This window comes from Sphingopyxis sp. BSNA05 (assembly GCF_013265645.1).
Classification (GTDB): Bacteria; Pseudomonadota; Alphaproteobacteria; order Sphingomonadales; family Sphingomonadaceae; genus Parasphingorhabdus.
Window position 1 is genome coordinate 1 of sequence record NZ_PYIA01000166.1, and the last position, 12,352, is coordinate 12,352.

Sequence of the window (12,352 nt, forward strand, 5' to 3'; positions counted from 1 at the left end):
AAAATCTGATCAGCCTTGCCGTGATCGCTGTGGCCTTGCTCATCATCGCCTTCATCCTCCGGAATATTGCGGTCAGCTGGGCGCCGTCCCGCGACCAATATCCGGTGCAGGGAATTTCGGTCGACGAAAGCCACGGTACCATCGTCTGGCATGTCGCGGGCGCCACCGGAGTCGACTTTGCCTATATCCAGGCCACCGCCGGCGCGGATAAGCGTGACGCGAATTTCGCCGCGAATATCGAAGGCGCGCGGGAAGCCGGTATCCGCCACGGCGCGCTTCACAATTATTCGCTCTGCCGCCTGGCCACCGATCAGGCCACGATGTTTGTCACCACCGTACCGCGCGGTGAAAATATGCTGCCGCCCGCCATTCGTCTGGCCTTTGACAATGGCTGTGGCGACCGTCCCGGTCGCGCCCTGATGCTGAGCGAGCTCAACACCTTTCTCAACCAGATCGAATCGCATAGCGAGAAACGCGCTATCATCGCGGTGTCGCGGGAATTCGAGGAACTGTACAATATCAGCAGCGGGATCGACCGGACCTTCTGGCTGGAAGCCAATTTTTTCCCGCCCGACTATGCCACCAAGCCATGGGTGATGTGGCGCGCTTCCGACATGCGCCGGATCAGCGGGGTTGACGGCCCGATAAACTGGAACGTAGTGCGTCCATGAGTATCAACAGGAATCCGATATGAGCATTTTATCCGACCGCTGGATCCGCAACGAAGCCAGACATTCCGGCATGATCGAACCTTTTGTCGAAGGCCAGAAGCGCGAGGGATGTATCAGCTACGGCCTGTCCTCCTATGGCTATGACGCGCGGGTATCCGACGAGTTCAAGATTTTCACCAATGTGAACAATGCCGTCGTCGATCCCAAGAATTTCGCCGAGAACAGCTTTGTCGACCGCAAGACCGACTGCTGCATCATCCCGCCGAACAGCTTCGCCCTTGCCCGGACCGTCGAATATTTCCGGATACCGCGCGACGTGCTGGTCATCTGTCTCGGCAAATCGACCTATGCGCGCTGCGGAATCATCGTCAATGTCACACCGCTGGAACCGGAATGGGAAGGCCATGTCACGCTGGAATTTTCCAACACCAGCCCCCTGCCCGCCAAAATCTACGCCAATGAAGGCGCCTGCCAGTTTCTGTTTCTGAAAGGCAACGAGCCTTGCGAGACGAGCTATGCCGACCGGTCGGGAAAATATATGGGGCAAAAGGGTGTGACTCTGGCCAAGCTCTAGGCCATAGCAGGACCAATTAATTCCCCGATTAAACAATCTGCAGGAGAGCTCGTCATGTCCGTAGCAAAAGAATTTGATGTCATCATCTATGGTTCCACCGGCTACACTGGCCGTCTGGTCGCCGAATATATGGCGCAGCAATATGGCATCGGCAAAGACGCTCCGAAATGGGCGATGGCGGGCCGCAGCCTCGACAAGCTCGAAGAGGTCCGCGATCTCATTGGCGCGCCAAAGGATACGCCGCTGGTCGTGGCCGATTCCGATGATGCCGCCTCGATCGACATGATGGCGAGCCGGACCAAGGTCGTGCTGACGACGGTCGGCCCCTATCAGCTCTATGGCGACGAACTTGTTGCCGCCTGCGTCAAGAATGGCACCCATTATGTCGACCTGTGCGGTGAACCCGGCTGGATGCGCGAGATGATCGACCAGCATCAGGAAGCGGCTGAAAAATCGGGCGCGCAGATATGCTTCTCCTGCGGCTTCGACTCGATCCCCTTCGATCTCGGCGTGCTGATGCTGCAGAAGGAAATGAACAAGCGCTATGGCAAGCCAGCAACCCGGGTCAAAGGCCGGGTGCGCGCGATGGAAGGCACATTTTCCGGTGGCACCGCTGCCAGCCTGAAAGAAACGATGAAGGCGATCGCCAAAACCCGGGCCTGGTAAAGATTCTGGCGAGCAGCTTTGGCCTGACCCCCGGCTTCAAGGGCGTGGATCAGCCAAATATGACGCTACCGAAATATGACAAGGCCATCGACAGCTGGGTCGCTCCCTTCATCATGGCGGCCATCAACACGAAGAATGTCCACCGGACCAACTTCCTGCTCGACTTCCCCTTTGGCGAAGATTTCAAATATGACGAGATGGTCGTCACCAGCCCCGGCGACCTCGGCAAGAAAGCCGCCGAAATGATGGCCAAGGCCAATCCTCTTGGCGGCGAAGACGGCCCGAAACCCGGCGAAGGGCCGACCAAGGAACAGCGTGAAAACGGCTATTATGATGTCCTGTTCCTGGGCGAGACGGCTGACGGCGAAACCGCTGCGCTGTGCGTCAAGGGCGACAAGGATCCCGGCTATGGCTCGACCTCGAAAATGATCGCGGAATCGGCGCTCTGCCTGGCCCAGGACGCGAACAAGAAGAGTGGTGGCGTCTGGACGCCGGGCGCGTTGATGGGCGAGAAGCTAGTCAAGCGTCTGGAAGACAAGGCCGGTCTCAGCTTCGTTGTGGAAAGCTGACGGCTGTCCAATTTCGCTCGACCATTTCATGCCGGATTGTCGCGCGGAACAATATTCTGTCATTTCGCCCTTGAAACTCCGCTTTTCAGGACAAATTTATTAGCATCATGCTGAATCGTCTTCTTCGCAGAAAAAGGCCTCCAGTCCGCTTGATCACGCGACCGTTCCGGAGGGACGGCGGGTCTATGCGATTGGTGACGTCCACGGGCGTAATGACCTGTTGCTGCAACTGCTCGGCAAGATCATCAAGGATGACGGCGAACGGGACAAGGCGGACAGCGAGATCATCTTCCTGGGCGATCTGGTCGACCGGGGACCGGACAGCGCCGGCGTCCTCGACACGGCGATGCAGATCAGGGAACAATTGCGCAATGTCCGTTTCCTGATGGGCAATCACGAGGAAGTCTATCTCGCCGCAGCTACCGGCGACGAAAAGTCCGTCCGTTTCTTCAACCGGATCGGCGGACGCGAGACGATCCTGAGTTACGACATCAGTCTGAAGGAATATATCGAGCTCGACATAGTCCAGCTTGCCGAACGCATTCCCGACCTATTCCGTCAGGAACATATCGAATTTATCAAGGGATTTGAAGATCATGTGATCATCGGCGACTATGCATTCGTGCACGCCGGCATCCGCCCTGGCATCCCGATTGCCGAACAGCGCAAGAAGGACCTGCGCTGGATCCGCGAGGATTTTCTGTCTGCACAGGAAGCGCACGAGAAGGTGATTGTCTATGGCCACACGATCACCGATGACGTGGTGGAAAGCGGGAACCGGATCGGTATCGATACCGGCGCCTATTATTCCGACAAGCTGACCGCGCTTTGCCTCCAGGGGTCGGAACGCTGGTATCTCGACACCGCCTCATAGAAAAACGGCGGAACCGTGAGGTCCCGCCGCTTTCGGTCTGCCATGCAGACGATCATATTGAATTGCGGGCCGTTCAGGCGACCTGCGCGGTCGGAGCGAGCTCTTCTTCCATATCGCGCAGGACATAGCCCCTGCCCCATACGGTTTCGATATAATTTTCGCCGCCGCAAGCCAGCGACAGCTTCTTGCGCAGCTTGCAGATAAACACATCGATAATCTTGAGTTCCGGCTCGTCCATTCCGCCATAGAGATGGTTGAGGAACATTTCCTTGGTGAGCGTCGTGCCCTTTCGCAGGGAGAGCAACTCGAGCATGGCATATTCCTTGCCAGTCAGATGCACGCGGTTGCCATCGACTTCCACCGTCTTCGCATCAAGATTGACCGCCAGTTTGCCGGTGCGGATAACGCTCTGCGAATGGCCTTTCGAACGGCGCACAACCGCATGGATGCGGGCAACCAGTTCGTCCCGGTGGAACGGCTTGGTGACATAATCGTCAGCACCGAAGCCGAAGCTGCGGACCTTGCTGTCCATTTCGCTGATGCCGGAAAGAATGAGAACCGGCGTTTGCACTTTCGCTACGCGCAGCTTCTTGAGCACATCATAACCATGCATGTCGGGCAGGTTGAGATCGAGCAATATGATGTCATAATCATAGAGCTTGCCGAGATCGAGGCCTTCTTCACCCAGATCCGTTGTATATACGTTGAAACCTTCGGTCGTCAGCATCAGCTCGATAGCTTTTGCGGTCGTTGGTTCATCTTCAATCAGCAGCACGCGCATCAGGCAGCCCCTTTTTTCTTAATTGCTCGCTCCGGATCGATCACTGTGCCGACCCGATGGATCATTTATTAACCATAAGATGAATGAACGTAAAAGGTTAATTTTTCCCTAAGGCAGGATTCAGCACGAGTCGCGAGCAGTCGAATGACTCTGTAACCCGCAGAAATGAGTCGTTTCAGGACTCCCGCCCATGGCGAAAAAAAATTAACTTTTTGCCGTTGCGGGGGCAAAAATGTCGCGATTGGGCCGGAAGAGGCCCTGATTTGTGACAGATATGTTTAAAGTCGATACTGAATTTGCGGCTAATCACACGCTTCATCAACAAGCTCTGTCGTCTCGCGGCACATGCGGCTAGTAACCGGATATGGTTGATATTCCGGAAAGTGCCATCACCGAGACCTTTCTTGCCGCCAGCGGGCCTGGCGGCCAGAATGTCAACAAGGTGGCGACCGCGGTCCAGATGCGGGTCGATATCTATGCGCTCGGGCTCGAGCCTTATGCCTTTCGCAAGTTGCGGACGTTGGCCGGCCGCAAAATGACAAGCGGCGGCGAACTGGTCCTGACGGTGCGGGAATATCGGACCCGCGAAGCCAATCGGGCAGAAGCAAGGCGCCGCGTGGCGGAAATGATCGAACAGGCCTATCAGCGCGATGCCCGGAGGATCAAGACCCGGCCGAGCCGCGCTGCCAAGGCCAGACGGGTGGAATCGAAGAAGAAGAAAGCCTCGGTCAAGAAGACGCGCGGCAAACCGTCTCTCGACTGAACCCCTGCCCCACAGACCCGCTTGTGACAAACCGGTCCGCAGGATCCAGAGAGGCTGGCCTGCCGGATAGGAAACGGTTAAGGCACCGCTAACCAAAGCGCAGCCGGAAAGGCAAAAATCACCGATGCTGGATATTTCGATCGACCCGGACCAACCCGCGGCAGAACTTTATGCCGACCTGACGTCCTTCGCCACCGCGCTGGTCGACGGCGAACCCGATGCTATCGCCAATATGGCGAACATCGCCGCGCTGATCTGGCAATATGTGCCCGGGCTAAACTGGGCCGGCTTCTACCGCGTCATTGACGAGGAACTGGTGCTTGGCCCGTTTCAGGGCAAGACCGCCTGTATCAGGATAGCCATTGGCGCGGGCGTGTGCGGTACGGCAGTGGCAACCGGCGAGGTCCAGCGAGTGGCCGACGTCCACGCCTTTCCCGGCCATATCGCTTGCGATGCCGACAGCCGGAGCGAATTGGTCGTTCCGGTCCTGAAGGACGGCAAGGTAATCGCCGTGCTCGATCTCGACAGTCCGCGGCCCGACCGTTTCGGGGTAGAAGACGAAGCAGGAATGGTCCGGCTGATCGGGGCAATTGCTAATGCTCTTGGTTAATTTGGCGCTAACCAACATGCCCCATTTCGAGACAAAGCGCTAAATCAACTCTATTTTACAAGCGGCTAATGGTCAAAGCCCCCGAAAAATGGTAAATGTTCATTAACCAAATTTCGGTCGGACACGCTTCTTGCATGTCTGAAACTAGGGAGTTGTTAACCATGAAGACCCTCTTACTTACCGGCATTGCCGGTGTTTTGGCGGTGGCACCAGGATCGGCCATTGCAGCCATCGACTCGACATCGGGGGCAGCACCGACACCAATGGTCGACCTGAGCTTTGCCTCGTCGACCGCCCTGGCGAACCCGGCGGCAGCGAGCCGGCAGCACAATGGCAATATGCGCCAGATGAAAGGCCATCGCGGCACGACCAGCTATGTTCGCCGTGGCCGGATGGGCTATGATCGCAATTATCGCAAACCCTACCGCGGGTTCCGCCTTCCCATAACCTATATCCAGCCAAGCTATTTCATCAGCAATTTCGGCTATTATGGTCTTAGCCAGCCGCATTATGGCTATGGCTGGTCGCGCTATTATGATGATGCGGTGCTGACCGACCGCTACGGCGTGGTCCAGGACGCGCGCTATAATGTCGATTGGGACCGTTATAATCAGGGCTATCAGGACGGCTATCGTGACGGCTATGCCGCTTATGATCCCGGCGTGTTCACCGGCGATGACCGAGTGGTTGCAACGCCCCGCGCCTATAACCACCGCGACCAGTCCACCTATCGCGGCGACTGGCAGGGTTCCTATCGCGAAGACGGCAGCTACCAGGGCGAATGGCAGGGCACCTACCGGGACGCCGATGGACAGGTCTATCAGGGCGAATATTCCGGAACTTTCATCGGTGACGGAAATATGTCGCCGCACTGGAGTTCGGAAAGAGAAGCCCGTTCAGACCATTATGCCCCCTATCCCGATGATCGCGGCTATGACCGGCAGCGCGCGGAGGATCTCGCCTATCTCGAACGGTGCAAGAAAAGCAGCGGCATCGGTGGCGCTATTGTGGGTGGCGCCATTGGCGCATTTGCCGGCAATCGCATTGCCGGTAGCGGCAACCGCCTCGCCGGATCGCTGATCGGTGGCGGAGTGGGCGCCGTCGCTGGTGCGGCGATCGATCAGGGAACCGATCGTTGCCGCAAGCTGCTCAAGCAATATGGCTATGACCAGCAGCAGCAGCCGAACAGCCACCGGGAATATCCACCAGTGCAGCATCGCCGGCCGCTGCCACCGCAAGGCCATCCGACCTATCCGAGCGGCTGGAACGGCTATTATAGCCCGGGCTATTATTATGCGCCGGCCCAGCCGATGATCACCACGATTGTCATCCAGTCCGCTCCGGTCACGACCACGACGACCACCACCTATATCGAGGAAGAAGTGGTCTATTCGGCGCCGAAGCAGAAGAAGCGCTGGAAGCCGGCGCCGAAGAAAGTCTGGAAACCGGCACCGAAAGCCGTGCCACTGAAAGGCTGTCAGCAGGCGCGCTGCCTGTACGACTGACACGTGCGATAACAGTTAAAAAGCCTGCCAACCGGATGAGGTTGGCAGGCCTTTTTTGAACCATGATCGGCTAGCGGAAAATCAGTTCGGACATTGCAACTTCAGCAACGCGGCGGGATCGAACCTCTGCCAGCCATCCGGACCGAGCCTCTCGAGCGGGCGAAAGCGGACCTTGTATTCCATTTGTGGCGAGCCATCGACCCAGTAGCCAAGATAGACATAGGGCAATCCGGCGGTCTTGGCGCGCAGGATATGATCCATGATGATATAATTGCCGAGACCGGCGCGCTCGCCATGGTCCGCATCAAAGAAGCTGTAGATCATCGACAGGCCGTCACCCTGCTGGTCGGTCAGGCAGGCTCCGACCAGACGGCCCCTGCTGCCATCATCGGTCGGCTCGCGATATTCGATCACGAAGCTTTTGACCGGCGACTGTTCGACCATGTCGGAATAGTCCATCTCGTCCATCTCGGCCATGCCGCCGCCGGGATGGCGTTTGGCGAGATAATTCTGGAGCAGCTGAAACTGTTCGTCGGTGGCCCAGGCTCGCAGGCTTCGACCACCAGATCGCTGTTCCGGCGGATCAGCTTTCTCTGCGTGGCGCTGGGACGGAATTCGTCGGTCAATACCCGGACCGAAACGCAAGCCTTGCAATCCAGACAGCTGGGCCGGTAGGCGACATTCTGGCTGCGACGGAAACCGATCCGGCCGAGCGCGTCATTCAGCTCTTCGGTATGGGGCCCGTTCAGTTCGGTAAAACCTTGCGTTCATTCTTTCCGGGCAGATAGGGGCAAGGGCTGGGATTTGTCACAAAGAATCGCGGGAAGCGAACGGGTGCAGTCACAAAGCCGGCCTTTTGTTACATTCTTGAGAATCGACAAGGACAATATGCAGCGCGACAATCAAAATGAAAAGGCGATTTACCACATTCATTCATATTAAGTCGGACGAACCGGGTCCAAAAAAACGGGGCGAAAACCGCCCCGTTTTCCATTTGGTCAAATATAGCTCAGGGGCTTGTCGGTTCATTATCATCGGCAATGATGATGATACCGGCGATAACCGCTGCCGCAGCCAGAAGCGCGATCAATATGCCATTTTCGCCTTCCAGCTTCTCGAGGGTTACAGACTTGGCATCGGTCCGCTGTACAGCCACAGCCGATGCAACGCTATTGGTCGATTGTGCCACAACGGGTGAGGCAACCAAAGTGAATGCTGCGAGGCTAGCAGCCAGTTTACCGAATTTCATAAAAGATGCTCCAATCAGGTCTTGTCGAAAGATTAAAAGCTCAAAACTGAACTTTCATGCGCCCTGTTGAATTCCGAAGGATTTCCTCAAAAATCAGCCTTCGTGCGTAGCCATTTATCTTATTTAGTGATTCGTCGCAACCATCTCGCGCAATCAAATGCGTGAAGTGGCCCCTTTTCCGGACATTTTTCCTTATGCTCAGTCCCGGACGAATGCGGGCTTGCCCCCGATCCATGTCTGCAGAACCTGGAGCTTCCGGATCTGGGCCGGGGTCGCCAGCATGATATCCTGATCGATGATCAGGAAATCCGCCCTTTTTCCAGGCTCCAGGGTGCCCAGCCGGTCTTCGGCAAAGGCAGCATAAGCCGCACCATATGTATAGGCCTGCCAGGCCTGCTCGCGGTTCAGCCTTTCGGCCGGCATCCATCCGCCAAACGGCTGGCCAGAGGCGTCCTCGCGGGTCATCGCCGCTGCCAGACCGGCAAAGGGATTGGGCAATTCCACCGGAACATCTGTCCCGAACGCGAGAACCGCTCCGGAATCGCGAAGCGATTTCCAGGCATAGGCGCCCGCGAGCCGCCCTTGCCCAAGCCGCGCCTCGGCCATCAGCCGGTCGGAGGTCTGGTGCACGGGCTGCATCGAGGCGACCGTCCCGCTGGCAGCAAAGCGAGCGATATCGACCGGATCGATGATCTGCGCATGTTCGACCCGCCACCGCCGATCGCCCTTGTAAGTGACCCGCAACTCCTCGATCGCCGACAATATCTCGTCATTGGCCTTGTCGCCGATTGCGTGGACCGCGGTCTGGAAGCCGTCCATGGCGGCGCGGCTCATTTTGTTCTTGAGTTGCGCCGATCCGAGCATCGCCAGCCCGCGTTCGCCGGGCTTGTCCGCATAGGGCTGTTTCAGCAGAGCGCCGCGCGAACCCAGCGCGCCATCGAGATATAATTTGACCCCTGCCAGTTTCAGATGATCCTCATAGAGCCAGGGTGAAGGCGCCGGACCGGCAATCGCGACCATGTCCTCGATACCCGAGGCGTAAGAGACGATCCGGATTTTCAGCTGGCCCTTGTCCCCTGCCCGGCGAAAGCTCTGCCAGTCCTGCATCGTCGTGCCCATGTCGGCGATCGACGTTACGCCGTTGGCCAGCAATATTTCCTGTGCCTTGGCAAGCGCCAGATCGCGCTCCACCGGACGCGGTGCCGGGATCGCCGCTTCAAACAGCCCCATTGCCGCATCGACAAAAATACCGGTCGGCTTGCCTCCGGCCTTCTCGATCGAGCCGCCGCTGGGTGATCTGGAAGAATTTGAGACACCTGCGGCCTTCATCGCAGCGCCATTGACCCAGGCCGCATGACCGTCGACGCGGGAAAGATATACCGGACGGTCGGGGACCACGCTATCCAGTTCCGCCGCGGTCGGAAAACGACCGAGCCCCCAGATTTCCTGGTTCCAGCCATTGCCGATGATCCAGGGCTTGCCCGGATTATCCGCAGCATATCGAGCGATTTTGGCGAGCGCCTCGTCCAGTGTCCTGCTGTCGGACAGATCCAGCGTCAGTGCGCCAAAGCCCATGCCCATGACATGGCCGTGCGCATCAAAAAACCGGGGATCAGCGTACGGCCCTTGCCGTCAAACTGGAAATCGACATCGCGCGGCCGCTTGTCCTTGCGATTGAGCAGCTGTTTCACTTTGCCGTCGTCGTCGATATGCATCGCGACAAAACGGACGACCTTGCCCTCGCTGTCGAGCGTCATGCCATTGACATTTTCAATCAGGCTGTCGGCCTGCGCGATACCGGGAAGCAGGAAAAGACCCGCAGCAATCGCCCCACACAGCCTGCCTGTTTTGTCCACCTGCTGCCCATGATATTCACCTTGTTCATTTTCTTTTCGGCAGGCGGGAAACCAATGAACTGGTATCATTGCGTCCGCCGCCGGCGGCCTGCACCTCGGCATAAAATTGATCGACCAGCGCCGCGACCGGGATGGTGGCGCCGTTGGTCCGGGCCTCTTCGATCGCCAGTCCCAGATCCTTGCGCATCCAATCGACGGCAAAACCGAAGTCGAACTTGTCTTCGGCCATGGTCGCCCAGCGATTGTCCATTTGCCAGCTTTGCGCAGCGCCGCCGGAAATCGCTTCATAAACCTTGTCCAGATCGAGCCGGCTGGCCTGGGCAAAGCGCAGCGCTTCCGACAGACCTTCAAGCACGCCGGCAATGGCGATCTGGTTGCACATTTTGGTGGTCTGGCCGGCGCCGGTGCGTCCGACATGGACGATCCGCCCGGCATAGGCGGCCATGATCAGTTCGGCCGCCGCAAAGGCTTCCTCGCTGCCGCCGCACATGATCGACAAAGTGCCGTTTTCCGCTCCGGCCTGACCGCCGGAAACCGGTGCGTCGACGACATGGATCCCCCGGCCCTCCGCTTCTACCGACAATTGCCGGGCAATGCGGGCCGACACCGTGGTGTGGTCGATAAACAAGGCAGCGGATGCCATGGTTGAAAAGGCGCCGTCACGCCCCATGGTGACAGATGCAAGATCATCGTCATTGCCGACACAGGTGATCACTATCTGCTTGTCGCGCGCTGCCTCGGCGGGGCTTTCGGCGATTTCTCCGCCATGTTGGGCCACCCATGCCTCGGCCTTGGCTCTGGTCCGGTTATAGACGGTGAGTTCGTGCCCGGCTGCGGCTAGATGCCCGGCCATGGGTCCGCCCATCACACCAATCCCGATAAATGCAATTTTTGCCATGATATCCCCTAAGCTGTTGCACGGCCATAATCATTGTTTCCCTCGATGACCAGATGCGTTAGGGGCACAGGCGATATGAATGATATGCAGAAAACCGCCCTTCCCTCGTTCGACCATGAGGATGTGAAAGCCGCGCACGACCGGATCAAGGACCGGATCGTCCACACCCCGACGCTCAAGAGCATTACGCTGTCCGAGCTGAGCGGTGCGGAAGTCTTTCTCAAATTCGAAAATCTGCAATTCACCGCAGCCTACAAGGAACGCGGCGCGCTCAACGCGCTGCTGCTGATGGACGAGAGCAAGCGCAAGGCCGGTGTTATCGCGGCTTCTGCCGGCAACCATGCCCAGGGCCTCGCCTATAACGCCAAGAATCTCGGCATCCCGGCCACCATCGTCATGCCGAGCACGACACCGATGGTGAAGGTCGAGCAGACCCGCGGCCATGGTGCCGAAATCGTTATTTTCGGCGGCAATTATGACGAAGCCTATGCCCATGCGATGGAGCTCGCCGAGCAGCGCGGCCTCACCTATATTCACGCCTTCGACGATCCGCATGTCGCGGCCGGTCAGGGCACAGTGGCCATCGAGATGCTGGAAGCCATCCCTGATCTCGATCGTCTGATCATCCCGATTGGCGGCGGCGGACTGTTCTCCGGCATGGCAACCGCAGCCAGCGCCATGAAACCGGACATCAAGATGACCGGCGTCCAGGCCGCGCTCTATCCCAGCATGTATGGCAGGCTGACCGGCAAGACCGTGACCGCCGGCGGCGACACGCTGGCCGAGGGCATTGCCGTGCGCAATCCCTCCGAATTTACCGCCGAGATCATCCAGAAATATGTCGACGAGATTTTGCTGGTCAGCGAAGCACAGCTCGAGGGCGCGGTCAGCCTGCTGCTGCAGATCGAGAAGACCGTGGTCGAGGGTGCCGGCGCCGCCGGTCTCGCGGCGCTGCTCGCCAACAAGGAAAAATTCGCCGGCGAGAAAGTCGGCCTGGTCCTGTGCGGTGGCAATATCGACACCCGCCTGCTGGCCAATGTTCTGCTGCGCGACCTCGCCCGCTCGGGCCGCCTCGCCCGTCTCCGCCTGCATCTGCGCGACCAGCCCGGCGCGCTCTACAATGTCGTGAAGCAATTTGCCGAGCATGAGGTGAATATAATCGAAGTCTATCACCAGCGGGTGTTCACCAACCTGCCGGCCAAGGGACTGATCACCGACATCGAATGCGAGGCCAAGGACCGGGAGCAGCTGGAAGGCCTGATCGCTGATCTCAACAAGGCCGGCTATGATGTCCGGCAGGTCGAACTGGCCGACTAGCGACAGATACGAGTGAAAA

10 protein-coding genes and 3 pseudogenes are annotated in these 12,352 nt (G+C 58.3%); 8 read left to right on the forward strand and 5 right to left on the reverse strand.

What is annotated here, in order from left to right:
- The first annotated feature begins 5 nt into the window (after window positions 1-5).
- From C8024_RS19235 to C8024_RS19250, 4 genes and pseudogenes are all read left to right on the forward strand, one after another.
- Window positions 6-671, forward strand: coding sequence for a glycoside hydrolase family 25 protein (locus C8024_RS19235; protein WP_173208319.1), 666 nt, complete (start codon window positions 6-8; stop codon window positions 669-671).
- A gap of 19 nt (window positions 672-690) precedes the next feature.
- A complete protein-coding gene (gene dcd / locus C8024_RS19240; protein WP_100094630.1) occupies window positions 691-1,245 on the forward strand; it encodes a dCTP deaminase in 555 nt (184 codons plus the stop codon).
- Between the two features lie 54 nt (window positions 1,246-1,299).
- A pseudogene (locus C8024_RS19245) lies at window positions 1,300-2,480 on the forward strand (trans-acting enoyl reductase family protein).
- A gap of 220 nt (window positions 2,481-2,700) precedes the next feature.
- The gene (locus C8024_RS19250) at window positions 2,701-3,354 is read left to right on the forward strand and encodes a metallophosphoesterase family protein (RefSeq protein WP_254306123.1); all 654 of its coding nucleotides are present in this window, start codon (window positions 2,701-2,703) and stop codon (window positions 3,352-3,354) included.
- A 73-nt stretch (window positions 3,355-3,427) separates the two neighbouring features.
- Here C8024_RS19250 and ctrA read toward each other — a convergent pair whose 3' ends face one another.
- A complete protein-coding gene (gene ctrA, locus C8024_RS19255; RefSeq protein WP_100094627.1) occupies window positions 3,428-4,135 on the reverse strand; it encodes a response regulator transcription factor CtrA in 708 nt (235 codons plus the stop codon).
- 364 nt (window positions 4,136-4,499) lie between these two features.
- Here ctrA and arfB point away from each other — a divergent pair, with 364 nt between their 5' ends.
- The 3 genes from arfB to C8024_RS22350 all read left to right on the forward strand — a co-directional run bounded on the left by arfB (window position 4,500) and on the right by C8024_RS22350 (window position 7,013).
- Window positions 4,500-4,898, forward strand: coding sequence for an alternative ribosome rescue aminoacyl-tRNA hydrolase ArfB (gene arfB, locus C8024_RS19260; protein WP_100094626.1), 399 nt, complete (start codon window positions 4,500-4,502; stop codon window positions 4,896-4,898).
- Window positions 4,899-5,022: 124 nt separating this feature from the next.
- Window positions 5,023-5,508: a GAF domain-containing protein gene (locus C8024_RS19265; RefSeq protein WP_173208232.1), complete on the forward strand. Its 486-nt coding sequence runs from the start codon at window positions 5,023-5,025 to the stop codon at window positions 5,506-5,508.
- 161 nt (window positions 5,509-5,669) lie between these two features.
- Entirely contained in the window at window positions 5,670-7,013 is a 1,344-nt protein-coding gene (locus C8024_RS22350) for an RcnB family protein (protein WP_254306124.1), read from the forward strand.
- A gap of 81 nt (window positions 7,014-7,094) precedes the next feature.
- On the opposite strand, the pseudogene C8024_RS19280 reads toward C8024_RS22350, so the two are convergent.
- The 4 genes and pseudogenes from C8024_RS19280 to C8024_RS19295 all read right to left on the reverse strand — a co-directional run bounded on the left by C8024_RS19280 (window position 7,095) and on the right by C8024_RS19295 (window position 11,016).
- Window positions 7,095-7,857 (reverse strand): annotated as a pseudogene (locus C8024_RS19280) (arginyltransferase).
- 165 nt (window positions 7,858-8,022) lie between these two features.
- Window positions 8,023-8,262, reverse strand: a complete 240-nt coding sequence (locus tag C8024_RS19285; protein ID WP_100094623.1) for a hypothetical protein — start codon at window positions 8,260-8,262, stop codon at window positions 8,023-8,025.
- A gap of 198 nt (window positions 8,263-8,460) precedes the next feature.
- Window positions 8,461-10,088, reverse strand: a pseudogene (locus tag C8024_RS19290) (amidohydrolase).
- A gap of 55 nt (window positions 10,089-10,143) precedes the next feature.
- The gene (locus tag C8024_RS19295; RefSeq protein ID WP_173208235.1) at window positions 10,144-11,016 is read right to left on the reverse strand and encodes an NAD(P)-dependent oxidoreductase; all 873 of its coding nucleotides are present in this window, start codon (window positions 11,014-11,016) and stop codon (window positions 10,144-10,146) included.
- Between the two features lie 84 nt (window positions 11,017-11,100).
- Here C8024_RS19295 and C8024_RS19300 point away from each other — a divergent pair, with 84 nt between their 5' ends.
- Window positions 11,101-12,333, forward strand: coding sequence for a threonine ammonia-lyase (locus C8024_RS19300; RefSeq protein ID WP_254306125.1), 1,233 nt, complete (start codon window positions 11,101-11,103; stop codon window positions 12,331-12,333).
- Window positions 12,334-12,352 lie beyond the last annotated feature (19 nt).

Excerpts from the sequence above, each read along its gene's own strand:
- C8024_RS19300 (WP_254306125.1), top strand. The coding sequence starts at position 11,101 with ATGCAGAAAACCGCCCTTCCCTCGTTCGACCATGAGGATGTGAAAGCC.
- arfB (WP_100094626.1), top strand. The coding sequence starts at position 4,500 with ATGGTTGATATTCCGGAAAGTGCCATCACCGAGACCTTTCTTGCCGCC.
- ctrA (WP_100094627.1), bottom strand. The coding sequence starts at position 4,135 with ATGCGCGTGCTGCTGATTGAAGATGAACCAACGACCGCAAAAGCTATC.
- C8024_RS19265 (WP_173208232.1), top strand. The coding sequence starts at position 5,023 with ATGCTGGATATTTCGATCGACCCGGACCAACCCGCGGCAGAACTTTAT.
- C8024_RS22350 (WP_254306124.1), top strand. The coding sequence starts at position 5,670 with ATGAAGACCCTCTTACTTACCGGCATTGCCGGTGTTTTGGCGGTGGCA.
- dcd (WP_100094630.1), top strand. The coding sequence starts at position 691 with ATGAGCATTTTATCCGACCGCTGGATCCGCAACGAAGCCAGACATTCC.
- C8024_RS19285 (WP_100094623.1), bottom strand. The coding sequence starts at position 8,262 with ATGAAATTCGGTAAACTGGCTGCTAGCCTCGCAGCATTCACTTTGGTT.
- C8024_RS19295 (WP_173208235.1), bottom strand. The coding sequence starts at position 11,016 with ATGGCAAAAATTGCATTTATCGGGATTGGTGTGATGGGCGGACCCATG.